This is a genomic window from Klebsiella quasivariicola (assembly GCF_002269255.1).
Classification (GTDB): Bacteria; Pseudomonadota; Gammaproteobacteria; order Enterobacterales; family Enterobacteriaceae; genus Klebsiella; species Klebsiella quasivariicola.
Genome location: NZ_CP022823.1, coordinates 3,842,327 through 3,861,325 on the forward strand (window position 1 = coordinate 3,842,327; position 18,999 = coordinate 3,861,325).

Genomic DNA, 18,999 nt, shown 5'->3' on the forward strand with positions numbered 1-18,999 from the left:
ACGTGGATGAGGGCACGATGCTGAGATCAGGCGCTGAGTTTGAAGAGCCAGTAGCCGGTGAGCGCCGCCCACAGCAGCATGGGGATGGAGTACAGATGGAAGCGCCACCAGATGCGCCGATCGCCGGCCATGCGCAGGGCGATAATATTGGCCAAAGATCCCGGCAGCAGGCCAAAGCCGCCCACGTTAACCGCCCAGGCGAGCAGGATCGACGGCGGAACATAGTTGAGCAGCAGAATGGTCGAGGGCACGTTACTGATCACTTGCGACAGGCCGATGGCGGTCAGCCACAGTCCACCGCCGGAGAGCGTCCCCATCCCGCTCAGCACCTGGTGCAGGGCCGGCAGCTGGGTCAGCAGATGGACGTCAATAAACATCACCATAAACACCAACAGCAGTGACCAGTCGACATGGACGATCACCGCCCGGGCCAGCACCAGGAAGCCCAGCAGCACCAGTGCCAGTCCCCACAGGGCCTGATTCATCTCCAGCGCCGTCAGGAACACCAGATACAATCCCAGACAGCTCCAGACGAGCTTAGGCTGCCACGACGGCGCTCTGTCGCTGCTCTGGTAGCTGAGCCGCTTCGCCGGGAAACAGAACCAGCACAGCACCAGCAGGGTCAGCATCATCGCCGCCGCCAGCGGCAGCATCTGGCCGATAAACCCGAGGAAAGAGAGGCCGGATCGTCCCCACAGCAAAATATTCTGCGGGTTGCCGATCGGCGTCAGCAGCGACCCGGCGTTCACCGCCAGCGCTTCGAAAATAATCAGCCGGTTCACCGGGATGGCGCACCACTTTTTCAGCGTCAGCGTCAACGGCACCACAATAAACAGGGCGACGTCGTTGGTGAGAAAGGTGGACAGCAGCGCCGCCGCCAGCACCATAAAGATGGCCAGCTGCCGCTCTGTCACAAAGCGGCGGGCCATTTTACGCCCCAGCACGTCAAAATAGCCGCTTAATTCAATTCCCTTAGTCAACAGCATCAGACCGCTGAGCGTGACGATGGTATGCCAGTCAATGGCTGCTGGCCAGCTTGCCGGAACAAACGGCACGATGGCGCTGAGCACGCAGGCGATAATCAGCAGCAGGTGTAAAAACCGGTCGCGCAACAGCGACTGGACGAAGGGAAGAGTCATACTTCCTGGGATCCCTGTTTTTGGGTAAATTTCAGGAACATCGCCAGCGTCTCTTCGCTCACGTGATGCTCCATCCCTTCCGCATCGCGGCGGGCAATCTCCTGACTGACGCCAATCGCCAGCAGAAAGTTTTCCACAATTTGATGGCGCTCGCGGCTTTCCTGGGCCAGCTTCTCTCCCTCCGGGGTTAAGAAGATCCCGCGCCAGGGGATCTGTTCAATAAGACCGACGCTGGCCAGGCGTTTGAGCATTTTGGCGACCGTGGGCTGCGAAACGCCAAGACGCGCCGCCATATCCACCTGGCGCGCCTCCCCCACTTCGTTGATCAGATCGGAGATCAGCTCGACATAGTCATCGATCAGCTCGCGGCGATGCGCTTCCCGCACCTGACGGAACCCCTCAACGTGCTCTTCAACATTTACTAACTGCGTCACTTTTTTTGTTATTGGCTTACCTGCGCGACGGTTCATTGTGCTTCCTCATTCGTGTGACGCGTCAAGCATCATATAAAAAGATCCACATTGTAATGGATTGCGGCAAGAGCACAAAAAATTAACGTTTTAGCCATAGCTATAAAATATAGCCTGTGCTATATCTGTATGTAATGCAAACAGCCATCATGGATAGACGGTGTGAACAGGCAGGAGGAGAGCAGATGAGCGAATTCAAGAGGTGCTTAAACGTGTTTAGCCATTCACCCTTTAAAGTACGATTAATGCTGATCGGTATGCTGTGCGAGATGATCAACGGTAAACCGCAGCAAGACAAACCCAATCCCTGAAGCGGCGTCGCGGTACGCCGCTTCATTTTTCTGTCATCTTCTGCCGGTAAAATGGCCAGTTCCCCCCGTTTCCCTGACCTTTTTTCAAGTTTTGTAAGCGTCCTCGCAAAACAATCTGTTATGTCTGGTTGACCTTACCATTTACAAGCCCTATCTTTGCACAGCCCTGCCACATTCGCGGCTCGCAGAGACCCTCTTCACGCACTGTCCAGCAGGTTTTACCCCTTGACGCCAGGGGATGCGCATGGCCTCTTTTTGATTGTTTACTATGAATGTCACCACCCTGAAAGATACGCTGGTTGCCCGCCGACTGGCACCGAACCCATGGACAGGATTCTACTTTTTACAATCGCTGTTAATTAATCTGGCGCTGGGCTATGAATTTAGCCTGCTCTATACCGTGGCATTTACCTGCGTGTTACATCTTCTGTGGCGCGCTTTTCCGCGCGTCCAGAAAGTGGTGGTCGGCGCCTATTCGCTGCTGGCAGCCCTGTACTACCCCTTCGGCCAGGCCTACGGCGCTCCTAACTTCAACACCTTACTGGCGCTTCACGCCACCAACGTGGAAGAGTCCACCGAAATTCTGACCATCTTCCCGTGGTACAACTATCTGCTGGCGGTCTTCATTTTCGCGCTGGGTATCATTGCGGTCCGCCGCAGGATCGTCGCGCCCTCCCGCTGGGGAAAAATGGAAACCCTGGGCCTGCTGTTCACTCTCGGGGTCTTCTTTCTCCAGCCGGTGCAAAACCTCGCCTGGGGCGGCGTGTTCAAGGTGATTGATACCGGTTATCCGGCCTTTCGTTTTGTCAAAGACGTGGTGGTAAATAACAACGAGGTGCTGGACGAACAGGCGCGGATGGCGCAGCTGGCCGGCATGAAAGACAGCTGGCACGTGCTGGCGGTGAAGCCAAAGTACCATCTCTATGTGGTGGTGATCGGTGAAAGCGCGCGCCGCGACGCCCTCGGCGCCTTCGGTGGCCACTGGGACAACACGCCATTTGCCAGCTCGGTGAACGGGTATCTGTTTAACAACTATGTCGCTGCCAGCGGCTCGACGCAGAAATCACTCGGCCTGACGCTTAACCGGGTGGTCGACGGCAAACCGCAGTTTCAGGATAACTTTGTCACCCTCGCTAACCGCGCGGGTTTCCAGACCTGGTGGTTCTCCAACCAGGGGCAGATTGGCGAGTACGACACCGCTATCGCCAGCATTGCCAAACGTGCGGATGAAGTCCAGTTCCTGAAAAACGGCGATTTCGAAGCCAATAAAAATACCCAGGACGAGCAGTTATTAAAGCTGACCGAGCAGGTGCTCTCCACCCAGCGCACCCAGCCGCAGCTGATTGTCCTGCATCTGATGGGCTCTCATCCGCAGGCCTGCGACCGCACCAAAGGCAAATACACGGTGTTCGTCCAGTCAAAGGAGACCTCCTGCTATCTCTACAGCATGACGCAGACCGACACGCTGCTGGCTAAGCTCTACCGGCAGTTGCAAAATTCGGGCAATACCTTTTCACTGACCTATTTTTCCGATCATGGCCTGGCGTTCAAGGAGCGGGGAAAAGAGGTGCAGTATCTGGCGCATGACGATAAGTTCCAGCAGAACTTCCAGGTGCCGTTTATGGTGCTCTCCAGCGATGACAAAGCGCATAAAGTGATTAAGGCGCAGCGTTCGGCGAATGATTTCCTCAGCTTCTTCTCCCAGTGGACCGGGATTCAGGCGGCAGAGATCGCCCCGCGCTACCGGTTTATCTCCGAGCAAAAGGCCGGTCCGGTGTATATCACCAACTTCCAGCTGCAGAAGGTCGATTATTCCCACCTCGGCACCGATGAGTTCACGGTCAACTAATCGTTCAGTCCCGGCCAACCGGCCGGGCCGCCTGCCAGCAGGCAAAAAAAATCCGCCCCGAGAGGCGGATTTTTCATATCACCGGAGTGATTAGAAGCGGTAACCCACGCCAGCAATCCAGGTACCGACGTCAACGTTACGAATACGAGACTGCTCGTAGGAGAAGTCCAGGGCAACGTTTTCGATCGGGTTGAACTGCAGACCAGCACCGTAAGAGAAACCGTAGTCGCTCATATCGGATTTCTGGTTCGGGAAGTTGTTGTTCTGGAATTTACCGTAACCAACACCCACTACGCCGTAGATGCTTGCCCAGTCGTTCAGACGGTAAGCCGGACCTGCGGTGATGCCGTAGTACTGACCTTTGTTGTAAGTACCGTTGCTGGTGTTATCCTTTTCGGTGTAGGTGAAGGAACCGATAACACCCAGCGGGTTGTTATCTTGCTCGTAACGGTATTTCAGGTTGAAACCGCCAGCTTTGTTCGCTTTACCCTGCATGTCGCTCTGCGCGTAACCGCCGGTTACGGTAGAAGTTGCAGCAAATGCAGTGGTACCTACGGATGCAGCCAGAACAACGGCCAGTGCTGAAAGACGTGCAATTTTATTCATAACCACCTCAAATGTGTTTCTAATAAGTCCTAAGCCTTAAATATATCAAAAATTTTTGGGAAACTCTTTGGAGTTTACATTGTCTAACATACTTTTTCATGTAACCAAAAGTTTCCATATTTCTATAACAATATGGAAAACAACAGTTTTTGTCGTTAACTTACATCTTAACGCTCATTAAGAAATTCGCAAGCATCCAGATTAATCCTAATCGACGGGCGCATTTCTCAGCCATGTTCGCCATTGTACTGTTTTTAGCCCCGTTTTTTTCAACATTAGCTCAACCGCTACCCGCTAATTCCAGTACACTGGAACTTTTACGACTTTTGACAAAACCTGACAGGAGAAAGGATGCCCGGTCCATCCCGAAAAACAGCGGCATGGTTGCCGATAGTTGTGATTTTAGTCGCGATGACCTCAATTCAGAGCGGCGCCTCGCTCGCCAAATCGCTGTTCCCGGTGGTCGGTGCCCCGGGCGTCACCGCCCTGCGCCTGGCGCTCGGGACGCTGATCCTGGTGGTGGTATTCAAGCCATGGCGGCTACGTTTCTCACCGGCGCAGCGCGTGCCGCTGCTGCTGTACGGCCTGGCGCTCGGGGCGATGAACTACCTCTTTTATTTATCCCTGCAGCGCATTCCGCTCGGCGTGGCGGTAGCTCTGGAATTTACCGGCCCGCTGGCGGTGGCGCTGTTCGGTTCGCGTCGTCCGCTGGATTTCGTCTGGGTGGCGCTGGCTATCCTCGGATTGTGGTATCTCCTGCCGCTGGGGCAGAACGTGGCGCAGGTTGATTTAACCGGCGCGCTGTTCGCCCTTGGCGCCGGCGCGTGCTGGGCGGTCTATATCCTGACCGGGCAACGTGCTGGTGAAGAGCATGGGCCAGCCACGGTGGCGATGGGGTCGCTTATCGCCTCGCTGGTGTTTGTGCCGTTAGGCATGGCGCAGGCCACCGATACGCTGTGGCAGTGGTCGCTGCTGCCGCTGGGGCTGGGGATCGCCATTCTCTCCACCGCGCTGCCCTATTCTCTCGAGATGATGGCCCTGACGCGCCTGCCGACGCGCACCTTCGGCACGCTGATGAGCCTTGAGCCAGCCTTAGCCGCTCTCTCTGGTATGGTCTTTCTCGGTGAAACCCTGAAGCTCTCCCAGACCCTGGCGCTGGGCGCGATTATCATCGCCTCAATGGGCGCCACGCTGACCATGCAGCGACAAAGTAAAATCGAGCAAGTCGATATCAATTAACATTCTGTTACGGCGGCAGCCCGCAGCGCCTGCGGGCCCGTTTTTATCAATTAACCGTCTGATCCTTCAGTTCTTTTTAAATAACCAACCGCTTTGCGCTATCAGAGTGATATGGCCTGCCGATGCCGCATACTTAAAATCCCTTGCTATACTTAGTCCCGAAGTTACCTGGGACAACGCTCCACATCATTCCGATTTGAAATGTGACGAGCATCAATATCAAGAGGATATGAAACGATGAGTACCGCAAAACTGGTTAAATCAAAAGCGTCTAATCTGGTCTATACCCGCAACGATGTCGCTGACAGCGAAAAGAAAGCGACCATTGAGCTGTTGAATCGCCAGGTGATCCAGTTCATTGACCTGTCTCTTATCACCAAGCAGGCACACTGGAATATGCGCGGTGCGAACTTTATCGCCGTGCACGAAATGCTGGATGGCTTCCGTACCGCGCTGACCGAACATCTGGACACCATGGCCGAGCGTGCCGTACAGCTGGGCGGCGTCGCCCTGGGCACCACTCAGGTCATTAACAGCAAAACGCCGCTGCAGAGCTACCCGCTGGACATCCATCACGTTCAGGATCACCTGAAAGCACTGGCTGACCGCTATGCGGTGGTAGCGAACGATGTGCGCAAAGCGATCGACGAAGCCAAAGACGAAGATACCGCAGATATTTTCACCGCGGCCTCCCGCGATCTGGATAAATTCCTGTGGTTCATCGAAGCGAATATTGAATAAGGCTCTGCCGCCGGCTGCTTCGCGGTCGGCGGCGCCTGTTACTTTTCCTACCGCTTTTCCTTTCCCTTTTCTTCTCAAGCCATTCATCAACAGCGGGTCATGCACCTTTTTAGGGCAGCGTATTGATGAAAATGCGCACAAAAGTAAAACAATTGTAATAATCACCTCACACAATCGTTACACCGAGATTGTTTTCCCGTCAGTGTTTGCGCTAAAAATGGGCTCGTAATTCAGCGACCTGATGATGCACCAAAATAACGCCCCGTTATGGTGCGATCGCTATCCCAAACGATCGATATTGTGCAACCACTGCCGCTTCGTTTGTTAGAAAACAACAAGTTGTAAAAGTGGCACGATTTTTTCATTAGGCTAGTCGTTCTCGCAGGGGATCGTCCCGTGGATATAAAAGGAAATGCTATGAAGTCTGTATTTAAAGTTTCACTGGCTGCACTGACCCTGGCTTTTGCGGTTTCTTCCCATGCCGCCAATAAGACGCTGGTTGTCGCCACCGATACGGCGTTCGTCCCGTTCGAATTTAAGCAAGGCGATAAATATGTCGGGTTTGACGTTGACCTGTGGGCGGCTATCGCTAAAGAGCTGAAGCTCGACTACACCCTGAAGCCAATGGACTTCAGCGGCATTATCCCGGCGCTGCAAACTAAAAATATCGATCTGGCGCTGGCCGGGATCACTATCACCGAAGAACGTAAAAAAGCGATCGACTTCTCCGACGGCTACTACAAAAGCGGCCTGCTGGTGATGGTTAACGCCAACAATAACGACATCAAAGATGTCAAAGATCTGAACGGTAAAGTGGTGGCGGTGAAGAGCGGTACCGGCTCCGTTGATTACGCGAAAGCCAATATCAAAACCAAAGACCTGCGTCAGTTCCCGAACATCGATAACGCCTACATGGAGCTGGGTACCGGCCGCGCTGATGCCGTGCTGCACGATACACCGAATATTCTCTACTTCATCAAGACCGCCGGCAACGGCAAGTTCAAAGCGGTAGGGGAATCACTGGAAGCGCAAAACTACGGTATCGCCTTCCCGAAAGGCAGCGACGAGCTGCGTGAGAAAGTGAACGGCGCGCTGAAAACGCTGCGCGAGAACGGCACCTACAACGAAATTTATAAAAAATGGTTCGGCACTGAACCAAAATAATAAGAATCAACTTCGCCGGACGCAGGTCCGGCGAAATAACCACGATCTTCCGATGCCCGCTGTGCGGAAGAGCGTATTTTGGCGGAGGCATTCCTCTGCTCTCGACACGGTAACAGGAACGTATTATGCAGTTTGACTGGAGTGCCATCTGGCCTGCCATTCCGATTTTGCTGGAAGGCGCCAAAATGACGCTGTGGATTTCCGTCCTCGGCCTGGCCGGCGGCCTGATAATCGGTCTGGTGGCCGGTTTCGCCCGCTGCTTCGGCGGCTGGATCGCCAACCACATCGCACTGGTGTTTATTGAAATCATTCGCGGCACCCCGATTGTGGTGCAGGTCATGTTCATCTACTTTGCGCTGCCGATGGCCTTTAGCGACCTGCGCATCGACCCCTTCTCCGCAGCGGTAGTGACCATCATGATTAACTCGGGCGCCTATATCGCGGAAATTACCCGCGGCGCGGTGCTCTCCATTCATAAAGGCTTCCGCGAAGCGGGCCTGGCGCTGGGCCTGTCGCGTCGCGAAACCATTCGCCACGTGATCCTGCCGCTGGCGCTGCGCCGCATGCTGCCGCCGCTGGGCAACCAGTGGATCATCAGCATCAAGGACACCTCGCTGTTCATCGTCATCGGCGTCGCCGAACTGACCCGTCAGGGACAGGAGATCATCGCGGGCAACTTCCGCGCCCTGGAAATCTGGAGCGCCGTTGCCGTGATTTACCTGATTATCACCCTGGTCCTGAGCTTTATTCTGCGCCGTCTTGAAAGAAGGATGAAAATCCTGTGATTGAATTTAAAAACGTTTCCAAGCACTTTGGCCCGACCCAGGTGCTGCACGATATCTCCCTGAAGATTAATCAGGGTGAGGTGGTGGTCATTATCGGCCCTTCCGGCTCCGGTAAGTCAACGATGCTGCGCTGCATCAATAAACTGGAAGAGATCACCAGCGGCGATCTGATTGTCGATGGCCTGAAGGTCAACGACCCGAAGGTGGACGAACGTCTGATCCGTCAGGAAGCCGGGATGGTATTTCAGCAGTTTTATCTGTTCCCGCACCTGACGGCGCTGGAGAACGTCATGTTTGGTCCGCTGCGGGTCCGCGGCGCCAGCAAGCAGGCGGCAGAGAAACAGGCGAAAGATCTGCTGGCGAAAGTCGGTCTGGCTGAGCGCGCGCATCACTATCCGTCTGAACTCTCCGGCGGCCAGCAGCAGCGTGTAGCCATCGCCCGCGCGCTGGCGGTGAAGCCAAAGATGATGCTGTTTGATGAACCGACCTCAGCACTCGACCCGGAACTGCGCCATGAAGTGCTCAAGGTGATGCAGGATCTGGCGGAAGAAGGCATGACGATGGTGATCGTGACCCACGAAATCGGTTTCGCCGAAAAAGTGGCCTCGCGGCTGATCTTTATCGATAAAGGCCGGATCGCCGAAGACGGCAACCCGCAGGAGCTGGTGAAGAACCCGCCAAGCCCGCGCCTGCGCGAATTCCTGCAGCACGTCGCTTAATCCACAGCGGCTCTCTCCCCCATAGAGAGCCGCTTTCCAGATTCCTCTTCCCTCCCCTTTCGCCATCGGCTTCTATACTTACCCGTTTACGTTGCAACGGAGGTGCCCATGCCGTGGATCCTGCTTTTGCTCGCCGCGCTGTTTACTGCCCCGCTTTCCGCCGCCGCCCTGCCCGGCGTCCCGGCGGCCAACACCGATAAAAACAGCGCCAGCGAACCCGATGTAGAACAGAAAAGAGCGGCTTATGCCGCCCTGGCCGACGTGCTGGCCAACGACAGCGCCCGTCAGGAGCTTATTGACCAGTTGCGGAAAGCGGCCGCCACGCCGCCGCCCGATAACACCCCGACGCTGACGCCACCGGCGGTGAAAGAAGAGACCACGGTGCTGGAGAACGTCACCCAGATCAGTCGGGAATACGGTGAGCAGCTCTCGTCACGCTTTTCCCAGCTGTGGCGCAATATCACCGGCTCACCGCATAAGCCCTTTAATCTGCAAACCTTTACCAGCGCGGCCTGGCATTTTTTACTACTGGCCGGGCTGGTGTTTGCCTTCTGGTGGCTGGTGCGCCTCGCAGCGCTGCCGTTGTATCGTAAAATGGGCGAATGGGGACGGCATAAAAATCGCGATCGCGGTAACTGGCTCCAGCTGCCCCTGACCATCGCCGGGGCGTTTATCATCGACCTGCTGCTGCTGACGCTGACCTTGTTTGTCGGTCAGCTGTTAAGCGATCGCCTGAATGGTAATAACCCCACCATCGCCTTCCAGCAGAGCCTTTTCCTCAACGCCTTCGCGCTGATTGAGTTCTTTAAAGCCATTCTGCGGCTCATTTTTTGCCCACGCATCCCGGCGCTCAGGCCCTTTAATCTCGGCGACGAGGCCGCGTCATACTGGAGTCTGCGCCTGAGCGCGCTCAGCAGCCTGATCGGCTACGGCCTGATCGTCGCCGTGCCGATTATTTCCAACCAGATGAATGTGCAGATTGGCGCACTGGCTAACGTCGTGATTATGCTGTGCATTACGCTGTGGGCGCTGTATCTGATCTTTCATAACAAAGCGGTGATTACTCAGGGGCTGATCCACCTGGCCGACCACTCACTCGCCTTCTTTAGCCTGTTTATCCGCGCCTTCGCGCTGGTCTGGCACTGGCTGGCCTGCGCCTACTTTGTGGTGCTCTTTTTCTTCTCCCTGTTCGACCCGGGCAACAGCCTGAAATTCATGATGGGCGCCACTCTGCGCAGCCTGGCGATTATCGGCGGTGCGGCGCTGGTGTCCGGCATCCTGTCGCGCTGGATAGCCAAAACCATCACCCTGTCGCCCGCGACCCAGCGAAACTATCCTGAGCTGCAAAAGCGGCTCAACGGCTGGATCTCCGCCTCGCTGAAGGCGGCGCGTATTCTCACCGTCTGCGTCGCCATCATGCTGCTGTTGAGCGCCTGGGGCCTGTTTGACTTCCGCGAATGGCTGCATAACGATGCCGGACAAAAAACGGTGGATGTGCTGATCCGCATCGCCCTCATCCTCTTCTTCTCTGCCATCGGCTGGACGGTGCTGGCCAGCCTGATCGAAAACCGGCTGGCCTCGGATATTCATGGCCGCCCGCTGCCCAGCGCGCGGGCCCGAACGCTGCTGACGCTGTTTCGCAACGCGCTGGCGGTGGTGATCAGCACCATCACGGTGATGATCCTGCTCTCGGAGATTGGGGTTAACATTGCGCCGCTGCTGGCGGGCGCCGGGGCGTTAGGGCTGGCGATTTCGTTTGGCGCGCAAACCCTGGTCAAAGACATTATCACCGGCATATTTATCCAGTTTGAAAACGGGATGAACACCGGCGATCTGGTCACCATCGGCCCTTTGACCGGTACCGTGGAACGCATGTCGATTCGCTCAGTAGGGGTGCGCCAGGATACCGGCGCCTATCACATTATTCCCTGGTCCTCGATCACCACTTTTGCCAACTTCGTGCGCGGCATTGGCTCGGTAGTCGCCAACTATGATGTCGACCGTCATGAGGATCTGGATAAAGCCAGCCAGGCGCTGAAGGCGGCGGTGGACGATCTGCTGGCCCAGGAGGAGATCCGCGGCCTGATCATTGGCGAACCATCATTCGCCGGGCTGGTGGGGCTGAGCAATACCGCCTTTACGCTACGCGTCAGCTTCACTACCCTGCCACTGAAGCAGTGGACGGTGCGCTTTGCCCTCGACACTCAGGTGAAAAAGCACTTCGATCGCGCCGGGGTTCGCGCGCCGGTACAGACCTGGCAACAGCTGCCGATGCCGGGCTCAGACAGCCCGGCCGCGGAGTAGCGTTAGAACGGACGGCGGCGTTTGGCGTCGTCCATAAAGCTCCAGGCGATAAAGCGGCTCTGCTTTTGCCCCTGGGCCATCTCTTTTTTCACCACTTTCACGGCCCCAACCTCGGTCAGCAGGCGGTAGAGCGGCGGCAGATTGTCGCCGCGCGACACCAGCGAGGTAAACCATTTCACCTGGCGGGCGAAGTCCTGGCTTTCGCGGATCATCTGCGAGATAAAGGCCACTTCGCCCCCTTCGCACCACAGCTCCTGCTGCTGACCGCCAAAGTTAAGCCCGCTGTCGGCGCCGAGTCCGAGATTGCGGCGCTTGCGCTCACCGCCCGCCCGGGCGCTCTCTGCAGAGTCATGGAACGGCGGATTACACAGCGTGGCGTCGTAGGTCTCGTTTTTGTGGATCACGCCGTGGAAGATGGCCTGACTCTCTTTTTGCCGGCGCAGACGGATCTGTCGGGTCAAGCCGGGGTTGCCATTGACAATCGCCTGTGCGCTGGCGAAGGCCTGCGGACTGATTTCGCTGCCGGTAAAACGCCAGCCGTACTCGTGAGCGCCAATCAGGGGATAGATGAGGTTGGCGCCGGTGCCAATATCAAGGATCGTGGCATCCTTCGGCACCTCACCGCTGTCTCCGGCCAGCAGATCCGCCAGATGATGAATATAATCGGCCCGCCCGGGCACCGGCGGACAGAGAAAGCCGTCAGGAATGTCCCAGTGTTTAACCGCGTAGAAATGCGCCAGCAGCGCTTTATTCAACGCCTTGACCGCCTGCGGATTGGCAAAATCAATAGTCTGCTCACCCAGCGGATTGAGCGTAATGTATCCCTGCAGGTCAGGATGCGCCTGGCACAGCGCGGGCAGGTCGTAGCGTTGATGGTGACGGTTACGCGGGTGTAACCCCGGTTTCTGGGCTTTCATGACAATCTCCTTTGAACAGCCGCGTAAGATACCCGTTGACGGCGGCGCGGTAAATAAGGGAGTCTGGATATCTCTATTATCCGTGACAGGTGCAGCATGTACTTTTATCAACCTTCGCAGGGCCACGGCCTGCCGCATGACCCGCTGAACGCGATTATCGGGCCTCGTCCGATAGGCTGGATCGCCTCACAGGACGCTGAGGGCCAGCGTAATCTGGCGCCATACAGCTTTTTTAACTGCTTTAACTATCGGCCGCCGATCATTGGTTTCGCCAGCAGCGGCTGGAAAGACAGCGTGCGAAATATCGTCGAAACGAAAGAGTTCGTCTGGAACCTGGCGACGCGCCCGCTGGCCGCCGCGATGAACGAAACTTCCGCCTCAATCCCACACGATGAGGACGAATTCGTCCGCGCCGGTCTCACTGCCGCCGCCAGCCGTCTGGTCAGCGCCCCCCGGGTCGCGGAGAGCCCGGTGAACTTTGAGTGTCGTCTGTCGCAGTGTATTCAGCTCACCACCGCCGACGGCAACCCTGTCGATACGTGGCTGGTGCTCGGCGAAGTGGTCGCCGTGCATATTGATGAATCACTGCTGGACAACGGCATCTATCAAACCGCCCGGGCCCAGCCGATCCTGCGCGCCGGCGGCCCGAGCGCCTACTACAGTATTGATGACAGCCTGCGTTTTGACATGATCCGCCCGGACGCCCGCTAACGCACAACATCGGCGCGGAGAACCATACCTGCGCCGGTTGCAGCAAAAATCCTTGTTTTTACATAAAAAATCCCCTCACACGCAGCCTTGACGGGCCTACACTTAAGCTATGTCCCATGCTGTTTATGAGGATATGCTGATGAAAATTACCTCGCTGCTGTTCGCCGCTGCGCTTGTCATCTATGCCAACGCAGCCTTTTCCCTTCCGCCGCCAGATGCCCCGACGCCGGTCGGGCCGCTCCGGCCTGTCGGTACCGTCTCCGCCTCCGGTGCCAGCACCCTTGATGACCTGGTTGCCGCTCTCGCAGATAAGGCCCACCGCCAGCGGGCACTGGCCTGGCGGGTCAATGCCGCCAGCAGCGGCAACCGGCTGTACGGTTCAGCTATAATTTATCAATAACCTTTTACAGGAGGCAGATGATGGCATCAGGTTGGGCAGGCGATGGCGCCGTTCAGGATCAGATCGACAGCACCATTGACGATGCGGTGGCTCGCGCCCGCCGCGAGCTTCCGCGCGGTGAAAGCAACAAATTTTGTGATGAATGCGGAGAGCCGATTCCGGAGGCCCGTCGACAGGCCATTCCTGGGGTCAAATACTGTGTGAAGTGCCAGCAGGAGAAAGATTTACATAACAATACATTTTCAGGATATAATCGTCGCGGATCCAAGGATAGCCAGCTACGCTGACTTGCCTTTACCGTTCATGACAGCCTTTCGCATTATCTTTTCGCGCACATTTTTTAGCGGAAAAAGTCGCAATATGTGCCCTTAAACGCGTCGGTCTTCCTCGCTACGCTTCGTGACGAAAAGAATGAGAAATAATTTATTAATAATCAGTAAATTATTAATCATTCAAAAAATTCGATGAAGACTGTGAATTTCCTTCGATTTTATCTCTCGCAAAAAAGCGTGATACTTATCACATCGACGGAACATCGTCCCCTGAACAGAACAACCTGCGAGAGATTAACTATGAAAAATATTAAATATGCTGCCGCTGCCATCGCCCTGACCGCCCTTTCCTTCGGAGCCTTTGCCGCTGAGCCGGTTACCCCCGCTCAGGCTGAAAGCATGAATAAAATTGGCGTGGTGTCTGCGCAAGGCGCAACCACTTTAGATGGTCTGGAAGCAAAACTGGCTGCTAAAGCCGAAGCCGCTGGCGCAACCGGCTACAGCATCACTTCCGCCAACACCAACAACAAACTGAGCGGTACCGCGGTTATCTACAAATAATCGCTGTTCCCTCGGTAAGCCACTGAATTAACCCTGAAAAGGCCTTTAATACCCTTGCCTTGCCCGTCCGAGCCACCGGACGGGCTTTTTTTTATCCTGCAGATCCGATTACCAGCAGTCGTCGACGCGGCTGAAGCCCTGCTCCAGGGTTGTGACTTCCCCGCTGGCCAGCAGACAGCAGGCAAGCTGAATTTTCAACGAATTGGGCACCGGTTCGACACCGGCGACGCAGCGTTCAATCCAGCGCGCGGTGACCTCGGGATCTTTCGACGCCGGCAGAACCACCGCCTCCGCTGCCGTCGCAGTCTGGCGTTCGTACAGCACCCGCACACCCTGCTCATCGATCAGGCTGATCTGCGGGCAGCGCTGCGGATTGGCGTACACTTCGCCCTCGGTACCGTGCATCAGCAGCGCGCGGCCACCGGTCTCACGAAAGAAGTTCGCCACCCGCGGAACATATTCCGGATGCGACACGCTGGAGAGACGCAACGCCTCCCCTTCGCCAAACGGCGTGGCCAGCTTGGCCAGGGTATGGGCGCTGTTGCGCACGCCCATCCGCCAGCGCATCGCCAGCTGTTTCTCCAGCGGCGCACAGAAGGCGCCCACCGGGATATACACCGGCTCATGCCCCTCCAGCTGCGCCTGTGCCTGTCCGGCGTGCCGGGTGACCGGAATGTCCAGCAGGGTAAAAATGGTTTCGGTCAGCACCCGGGTGGGATCGTGACTGACGCCGTGAACCACCACCGGAAATCCCAGCTTGTGCAGGAGCATCGCCAGCAGCGGCGTCAGGTTCGCCTGCTTGCGCGCGCCGTTGTAGCTGGGGATAACGATCGGCATCGGCTTGCCGGTGGGCGGGGTCAGGCGCAGCGTATGCTGCTGCATCGCCGCGTAGAACCCTTTCATCTCCGCTTCGCCTTCGCCTTTGATACGCAGGGCGATTAATATTCCCCCCAGCTCCAGCTCCGGCACCTCGCCGTCCAGCATCCGCGCGTAGAGCGCGCGGGCGGTCTCTTCATCGAGGTCGCGGGCATGATTCTTACCGCGACCCACCTCTTTTATAATTTTGCTGTACTCCATGGCTCCCCCTGGTGCATCACGCGCCGGCGTCAGCGACGTTTGCGGCCTGTCTGTTTTGCTGTCTGTTTTGCTTTCCGTTTTACTATAACCTCCGGGACGCCCGGCTGCTCTATGGGAAAAACAGGTAACGCGTTCAGTAGACGCGCGCCATAGTTTTTGGTCAACAGGCGCTTATCGTAAATCACCACCTCTCCCCAGCAGTGATGGCTGCGGATCAGACGCCCCACCTGCTGAATAAGATTAAAGGAGGCGCTGGGCAAACTCTGTACCTCGAAAGGGTAACGATTGAGGCTTTTCAGCCATTCGCCTTCGGTGATCACCACCGGACTGTCGATGGGCGGAAAGGCGATTTTATGGATATGTACCTGGCTTAGCAGCTCGCCCTTTAAATCCAGCCCTTCGGCAAAGGACTGCAGACCCACCAGCACGCTGCGTTCGCCGCTTTCCACCCGTTTGCGATGCAGCTCCACCAGCCGATAGCGCGGCTGGTCGCCCTGCACCAGCAGCATCAGGCGCAGATCGGTCACATGCTCAAGGAAGCGGTTCATCGCCCGCCCGCTGGCAAACAGCACCAGCATCCCGAGATGTTTCTTGCTCTCTACCTGCTGGCGAAAATAGGCCGCCATCTCGGCTATATGCTGCTCTTCGTTATCCATCAACGGTTCATAGCGCATTTGAGGAATAATAATTTTCCCCTGCTCCACGTGGTTGAACGGCGAATCCAGCGCCACGAAGCGGTCACCCGCTTTCTCCTTCAGACCACTCATCTCCTGCAGGCGCGAGAAGCTGTTTAGCGAGCGCAGCGTCGCTGACGTCACGACGATATGCGGCACGCTGCGCCACAGCAGCCGTTCCAGCTGATCGCTGACGCGGATGCCGACGCAATGGAACCAGACGTGGATCTGGCCGTCGCGCACCACCCGCGTCGCCCATTTAGTCACCGGCGCACCCGAGGATTGCGCCAGCGACGCCAGGCGCCACAGCTTGCTTTGGCTTTCAAACATACCGAGCGCGCGGTTCATCTGCAGCAGCACCCGATGCAGGCGCACCACGTCATGGCTGCCGGTCTTTTCGCTGAGATCGTTCAGGAACAGCTCCGCCAGCCCGCGCAGCATCTCGGTGAGCTTCGCCAGCCGCTGGCAGATCTCCATCACCTCCTGCGGCAGTTCGCCCATCGGGAAACGATGCTCCGCTTCCTGACCGGCGGGCATGTAGAGATTGAGAATATTATTCAACGAGGCAATCAGCTCGAACAGCTCTTCGCAATGGCCGGTGAGCCGCTCCGGATTGGCCAGCGGCGGCGTGGTTTTCGGGCGGAACTGCTCCATGCAGGTGGCAACCAGCTTGCAGAACAGATCCAGCTGCAGGCGAAACCAGGGGGCGGTGATCTCGGCGCTCATCTCCAGCGCGTCGCGGGCGACGTCCGGCAGATGATGGCCTTCATCGAGGACCAGCAGCAGGTTTTTCGGCTCCGGCAGCACCGCCTCGCTTTCCATCGCCGCCATCACCAGCGCATGATTGGCTACCACCACTTCCGCCTCCTGAATTTCCCGCCGCGCCACAAAGAACGGGCACTCGCGATAGTAGTGGCAGTTACGGTTCAGGCAGCTGGCCTTATCGGTGCTCAGCCGGCTCCACAGCGCATCGTCAATGGCTTTGTCGGTGTGATCGCGCAGGCCATCCCAGCGGTAGCTGTCGAGATCCTGCTTCAGGGTCGCGCACAGCTTCTGCTCGGCCTGGTTATTCGGGGTGAGATCGTCATCGAGAAACGCCAACAGATCCTGCTGCGACGGCTCGGTGCTGGCCAGCGCCGTCAGGTTGCGCGGGCAGACGTAGCGCCCACGACCGAAGGCGGCGGTGAAGCGCAGATCGGGAATGATTTTACGCAGCAGCGGCAGGTCTTTACTGTAGATTTGATCCTGCAGAGCGACGTTGGCGGTACTGACCACCAGCGTTTTTTGCTCCTCACGGGCGATAGCGATCCCGGGGATCAGGTATGACAGCGTTTTACCGACGCCGGTCGGCGCTTCGATAGCCAGATGCCTGCCCTCTTCCCCGGCGAGCGTTTTCGCCACATCGGCGATCATCTGCCGCTGCGGAGGGCGGGGAATAAAGTCCGGGATCTGTTCCTGAAGCGCCTTATACCAGGCGGCGATTTGCGCTTTCAGCGCAGCGGTCAAAGCCATGAGAAAACCTGAATACTGTATAAACAGCCACTATTGTGCCATTTTTGCCTGCCCGGAGGTATTGCTTTCTGCTGAGAGTGGAAGCGTGCTCGACAAATAGTGTAACGGAAAGAAAAAGGCCCGCCGCCGCGTAGCGGACAGACGGGCCTGAGCCGGGCCGCGTTATCGCGGCCGGGGCACCAGCGCGTTATTCGCCAGCCGGCTTACGCGGGCGACGGCGGCGCGGCGGTTTGCCGTCCTGAGTGCGCGCTTTCGGCGCCTCGCCGTCCTGACGACGCGGGGCGCTGCTCTGGCTGCGCGGCTGTCCGCTGCGCCCCTGCCCCTGGCCGCCGCGTCCCTGACCCTGACCACGACCGCCGCCACGCTGCTGGCGACCGTTCTGGATAGGTTCGGCTTTAATGGACGGATCCGGCTCATAGCCGGCAATCGCGATGCGCGGGATCTCTTTTTTCAGCAGGCGCTCGATATCGCGCAGCAGCTTGTGCTCATCCACGCACACCAGCGACAAGGCTTCGCCGGTGGCCGCCGCGCGGCCGGTACGCCCGATACGGTGGACGTAATCTTCCGGTACGTTCGGCAGCTCGTAGTTCACCACGTGCGGCAGCTCTTCGATATCCAGACCACGGGCAGCGATATCGGTCGCCACCAGCACGCGAATGCCGCCGGATTTAAAGTCGGCCAGCGCGCGGGTACGCGCTCCCTGGCTCTTGTTGCCATGGATCGCCGCGCTGCGAATGCCGTCTTTGTTCAGCTGCTCCGCGAGGTGGTTGGCGCCATGCTTGGTACGGGTAAACACCAGCACCTGCTGCCAGTTGCCTTCGCCGATAAGCTGCGACAACAGTTCGCGCTTGCGGTTCTTATCAACGAAATGGACGTGCTGGGTGATCTGCTCGGACGCGGTGTTGCGGCGCGCCACTTCCACTTCCAGCGGGTTGTGCAGTAGTTTCTCGGCCAGGCCCTTGATCTCGTCGGAGAAGGTCGCCGAGAACAGCAGGTTCTGCCGACGCGCCGGCAGTTTGGCCAGTACGCGGCGGATGTCGTGGATAAAGCCCATATCCAGCATGCGGTCCGCTTCGTCCAGCACAAGGATTTCTACTTTATCCAGACTGACCGCGTTCTGATGTTCAAGGTCCAGCAGACGGCCCGGGGTGGCGACGAGGATATCGACGCCACCGCGCAGTTTCATCATCTGCGGGTTGATGCTCACGCCGCCGAATACCACCAGCGAGCGAATATTCAGGTATTTACTGTAATCGCGGACGTTCTCGCCCACCTGCGCCGCCAGCTCACGGGTCGGGGTCAGGATCAGCGCGCGTACCGGACGACGGCCCTTTGCGTGCGGCTCATTCTGGATCAGGCGCTGCAGCAGCGGCAGGGTAAAGCCCGCCGTCTTACCGGTGCCGGTCTGGGCGCTGGCCATCAGGTCACGGCCCTGCAGTACCGCTGGAATGGCCTGCTGCTGGATAGGGGTCGGCTCAACGTAGCCCTGCTCAGCGACAGCGCGCAGGATATCGGGATTCAGGCCAAGGGAATCAAAAGACATAACAA

19 protein-coding genes are annotated in these 18,999 nt (G+C 57.4%); 12 read left to right on the forward strand and 7 right to left on the reverse strand.

The window, feature by feature from the left end:
• Positions 1-26: 26 nt before the first annotated feature.
• The gene (locus B8P98_RS19375) at positions 27-1,139 is read right to left on the reverse strand and encodes an anion transporter (RefSeq protein WP_095033359.1); all 1,113 of its coding nucleotides are present in this window, start codon (positions 1,137-1,139) and stop codon (positions 27-29) included.
• Positions 1,136-1,609: a manganese-binding transcriptional regulator MntR gene (mntR, locus tag B8P98_RS19380; RefSeq protein ID WP_025713998.1), complete on the reverse strand. Its 474-nt coding sequence runs from the start codon at positions 1,607-1,609 to the stop codon at positions 1,136-1,138. The genes B8P98_RS19375 and mntR overlap by 4 nt, the downstream gene beginning before the upstream one ends.
• Before the next feature lie 185 nt (positions 1,610-1,794).
• Here mntR and mntS point away from each other — a divergent pair, with 185 nt between their 5' ends.
• The gene (mntS, locus tag B8P98_RS19385; RefSeq protein WP_042929743.1) at positions 1,795-1,920 is read left to right on the forward strand and encodes a manganase accumulation protein MntS; all 126 of its coding nucleotides are present in this window, start codon (positions 1,795-1,797) and stop codon (positions 1,918-1,920) included.
• 268 nt (positions 1,921-2,188) lie between these two features.
• Positions 2,189-3,769, forward strand: coding sequence for a phosphoethanolamine transferase (locus B8P98_RS19390; protein ID WP_095033360.1), 1,581 nt, complete (start codon positions 2,189-2,191; stop codon positions 3,767-3,769).
• Between the two features lie 90 nt (positions 3,770-3,859).
• On the opposite strand, the gene ompX is transcribed toward B8P98_RS19390, so the two are convergent.
• Positions 3,860-4,375, reverse strand: a complete 516-nt coding sequence (gene ompX, locus B8P98_RS19395; RefSeq protein ID WP_008805777.1) for an outer membrane protein OmpX — start codon at positions 4,373-4,375, stop codon at positions 3,860-3,862.
• 351 nt (positions 4,376-4,726) lie between these two features.
• Here ompX and rhtA point away from each other — a divergent pair, with 351 nt between their 5' ends.
• The 6 genes from rhtA (at position 4,727) to ybiO (ending at position 11,327) form a co-directional block, all read left to right on the forward strand.
• Positions 4,727-5,614: a threonine/homoserine exporter RhtA gene (gene rhtA, locus B8P98_RS19400; RefSeq protein ID WP_025713996.1), complete on the forward strand. Its 888-nt coding sequence runs from the start codon at positions 4,727-4,729 to the stop codon at positions 5,612-5,614.
• 237 nt (positions 5,615-5,851) lie between these two features.
• A complete protein-coding gene (dps, locus tag B8P98_RS19405; protein WP_002895841.1) occupies positions 5,852-6,355 on the forward strand; it encodes a DNA starvation/stationary phase protection protein Dps in 504 nt (167 codons plus the stop codon).
• A 417-nt stretch (positions 6,356-6,772) separates the two neighbouring features.
• Positions 6,773-7,519 (forward strand): glutamine ABC transporter substrate-binding protein GlnH, encoded by a 747-nt coding sequence (gene glnH, locus B8P98_RS19410; RefSeq protein WP_025713995.1) that lies wholly within the window; start codon positions 6,773-6,775, stop codon positions 7,517-7,519.
• Positions 7,520-7,644: 125 nt separating this feature from the next.
• Positions 7,645-8,304 carry a glutamine ABC transporter permease GlnP gene (gene glnP / locus B8P98_RS19415; RefSeq protein ID WP_002895837.1) on the forward strand — a complete coding sequence of 220 codons (660 nt, stop codon included), beginning with the start codon at positions 7,645-7,647 and terminating at the stop codon, positions 8,302-8,304.
• Positions 8,301-9,023: a glutamine ABC transporter ATP-binding protein GlnQ gene (gene glnQ / locus B8P98_RS19420; protein WP_008805775.1), complete on the forward strand. Its 723-nt coding sequence runs from the start codon at positions 8,301-8,303 to the stop codon at positions 9,021-9,023. The genes glnP and glnQ overlap by 4 nt, the downstream gene beginning before the upstream one ends.
• Before the next feature lie 108 nt (positions 9,024-9,131).
• Entirely contained in the window at positions 9,132-11,327 is a 2,196-nt protein-coding gene (ybiO, locus tag B8P98_RS19425) for a mechanosensitive channel protein (protein ID WP_080897589.1), read from the forward strand.
• Between the two features lie 2 nt (positions 11,328-11,329).
• Here the strand turns inward: ybiO and rlmF are convergent, their stop codons facing one another.
• Positions 11,330-12,244, reverse strand: a complete 915-nt coding sequence (gene rlmF, locus B8P98_RS19430) for a 23S rRNA (adenine(1618)-N(6))-methyltransferase RlmF (protein WP_080897590.1) — start codon at positions 12,242-12,244, stop codon at positions 11,330-11,332.
• A gap of 96 nt (positions 12,245-12,340) precedes the next feature.
• Here rlmF and B8P98_RS19435 point away from each other — a divergent pair, with 96 nt between their 5' ends.
• From B8P98_RS19435 to ybiJ, 4 genes are all read left to right on the forward strand, one after another.
• Complete coding sequence (locus B8P98_RS19435) at positions 12,341-12,955, forward strand: flavin reductase family protein (protein ID WP_080897591.1); 615 nt, start codon at positions 12,341-12,343, stop codon at positions 12,953-12,955.
• A 139-nt stretch (positions 12,956-13,094) separates the two neighbouring features.
• Positions 13,095-13,355, forward strand: coding sequence for a YdgH/BhsA/McbA family protein (locus B8P98_RS19440; RefSeq protein ID WP_087805014.1), 261 nt, complete (start codon positions 13,095-13,097; stop codon positions 13,353-13,355).
• Between the two features lie 20 nt (positions 13,356-13,375).
• Complete coding sequence (locus B8P98_RS19445; RefSeq protein ID WP_080897603.1) at positions 13,376-13,642, forward strand: DksA/TraR family C4-type zinc finger protein; 267 nt, start codon at positions 13,376-13,378, stop codon at positions 13,640-13,642.
• 285 nt (positions 13,643-13,927) lie between these two features.
• The gene (gene ybiJ / locus B8P98_RS19450; RefSeq protein WP_004176772.1) at positions 13,928-14,188 is read left to right on the forward strand and encodes a DUF1471 family protein YbiJ; all 261 of its coding nucleotides are present in this window, start codon (positions 13,928-13,930) and stop codon (positions 14,186-14,188) included.
• A 108-nt stretch (positions 14,189-14,296) separates the two neighbouring features.
• On the opposite strand, the gene ybiB is transcribed toward ybiJ, so the two are convergent.
• The 3 genes from ybiB to rhlE all read right to left on the reverse strand — a co-directional run bounded on the left by ybiB (position 14,297) and on the right by rhlE (position 18,994).
• Positions 14,297-15,265, reverse strand: a complete 969-nt coding sequence (ybiB, locus tag B8P98_RS19455; RefSeq protein ID WP_080897593.1) for a DNA-binding protein YbiB — start codon at positions 15,263-15,265, stop codon at positions 14,297-14,299.
• Positions 15,266-15,294: 29 nt separating this feature from the next.
• The gene (gene dinG / locus B8P98_RS19460; protein ID WP_025713988.1) at positions 15,295-17,451 is read right to left on the reverse strand and encodes an ATP-dependent DNA helicase DinG; all 2,157 of its coding nucleotides are present in this window, start codon (positions 17,449-17,451) and stop codon (positions 15,295-15,297) included.
• A 187-nt stretch (positions 17,452-17,638) separates the two neighbouring features.
• The gene (gene rhlE / locus B8P98_RS19465) at positions 17,639-18,994 is read right to left on the reverse strand and encodes an ATP-dependent RNA helicase RhlE (RefSeq protein WP_080897594.1); all 1,356 of its coding nucleotides are present in this window, start codon (positions 18,992-18,994) and stop codon (positions 17,639-17,641) included.
• Positions 18,995-18,999: the final 5 nt, after the last annotated feature.

Excerpts from the sequence above, each read along its gene's own strand:
- B8P98_RS19375 (WP_095033359.1), bottom strand. The coding sequence starts at position 1,139 with ATGACTCTTCCCTTCGTCCAGTCGCTGTTGCGCGACCGGTTTTTACAC.
- mntR (WP_025713998.1), bottom strand. The coding sequence starts at position 1,609 with ATGAACCGTCGCGCAGGTAAGCCAATAACAAAAAAAGTGACGCAGTTA.
- mntS (WP_042929743.1), top strand. The coding sequence starts at position 1,795 with ATGAGCGAATTCAAGAGGTGCTTAAACGTGTTTAGCCATTCACCCTTT.
- B8P98_RS19390 (WP_095033360.1), top strand. The coding sequence starts at position 2,189 with ATGAATGTCACCACCCTGAAAGATACGCTGGTTGCCCGCCGACTGGCA.
- ompX (WP_008805777.1), bottom strand. The coding sequence starts at position 4,375 with ATGAATAAAATTGCACGTCTTTCAGCACTGGCCGTTGTTCTGGCTGCA.
- rhtA (WP_025713996.1), top strand. The coding sequence starts at position 4,727 with ATGCCCGGTCCATCCCGAAAAACAGCGGCATGGTTGCCGATAGTTGTG.
- dps (WP_002895841.1), top strand. The coding sequence starts at position 5,852 with ATGAGTACCGCAAAACTGGTTAAATCAAAAGCGTCTAATCTGGTCTAT.
- glnH (WP_025713995.1), top strand. The coding sequence starts at position 6,773 with ATGAAGTCTGTATTTAAAGTTTCACTGGCTGCACTGACCCTGGCTTTT.
- glnP (WP_002895837.1), top strand. The coding sequence starts at position 7,645 with ATGCAGTTTGACTGGAGTGCCATCTGGCCTGCCATTCCGATTTTGCTG.
- ybiO (WP_080897589.1), top strand. The coding sequence starts at position 9,132 with ATGCCGTGGATCCTGCTTTTGCTCGCCGCGCTGTTTACTGCCCCGCTT.
- rlmF (WP_080897590.1), bottom strand. The coding sequence starts at position 12,244 with ATGAAAGCCCAGAAACCGGGGTTACACCCGCGTAACCGTCACCATCAA.
- B8P98_RS19435 (WP_080897591.1), top strand. The coding sequence starts at position 12,341 with ATGTACTTTTATCAACCTTCGCAGGGCCACGGCCTGCCGCATGACCCG.
- B8P98_RS19440 (WP_087805014.1), top strand. The coding sequence starts at position 13,095 with ATGAAAATTACCTCGCTGCTGTTCGCCGCTGCGCTTGTCATCTATGCC.
- B8P98_RS19445 (WP_080897603.1), top strand. The coding sequence starts at position 13,376 with ATGGCATCAGGTTGGGCAGGCGATGGCGCCGTTCAGGATCAGATCGAC.
- ybiJ (WP_004176772.1), top strand. The coding sequence starts at position 13,928 with ATGAAAAATATTAAATATGCTGCCGCTGCCATCGCCCTGACCGCCCTT.
- ybiB (WP_080897593.1), bottom strand. The coding sequence starts at position 15,265 with ATGGAGTACAGCAAAATTATAAAAGAGGTGGGTCGCGGTAAGAATCAT.
- dinG (WP_025713988.1), bottom strand. The coding sequence starts at position 17,451 with ATGGCTTTGACCGCTGCGCTGAAAGCGCAAATCGCCGCCTGGTATAAG.
- rhlE (WP_080897594.1), bottom strand. The coding sequence starts at position 18,994 with ATGTCTTTTGATTCCCTTGGCCTGAATCCCGATATCCTGCGCGCTGTC.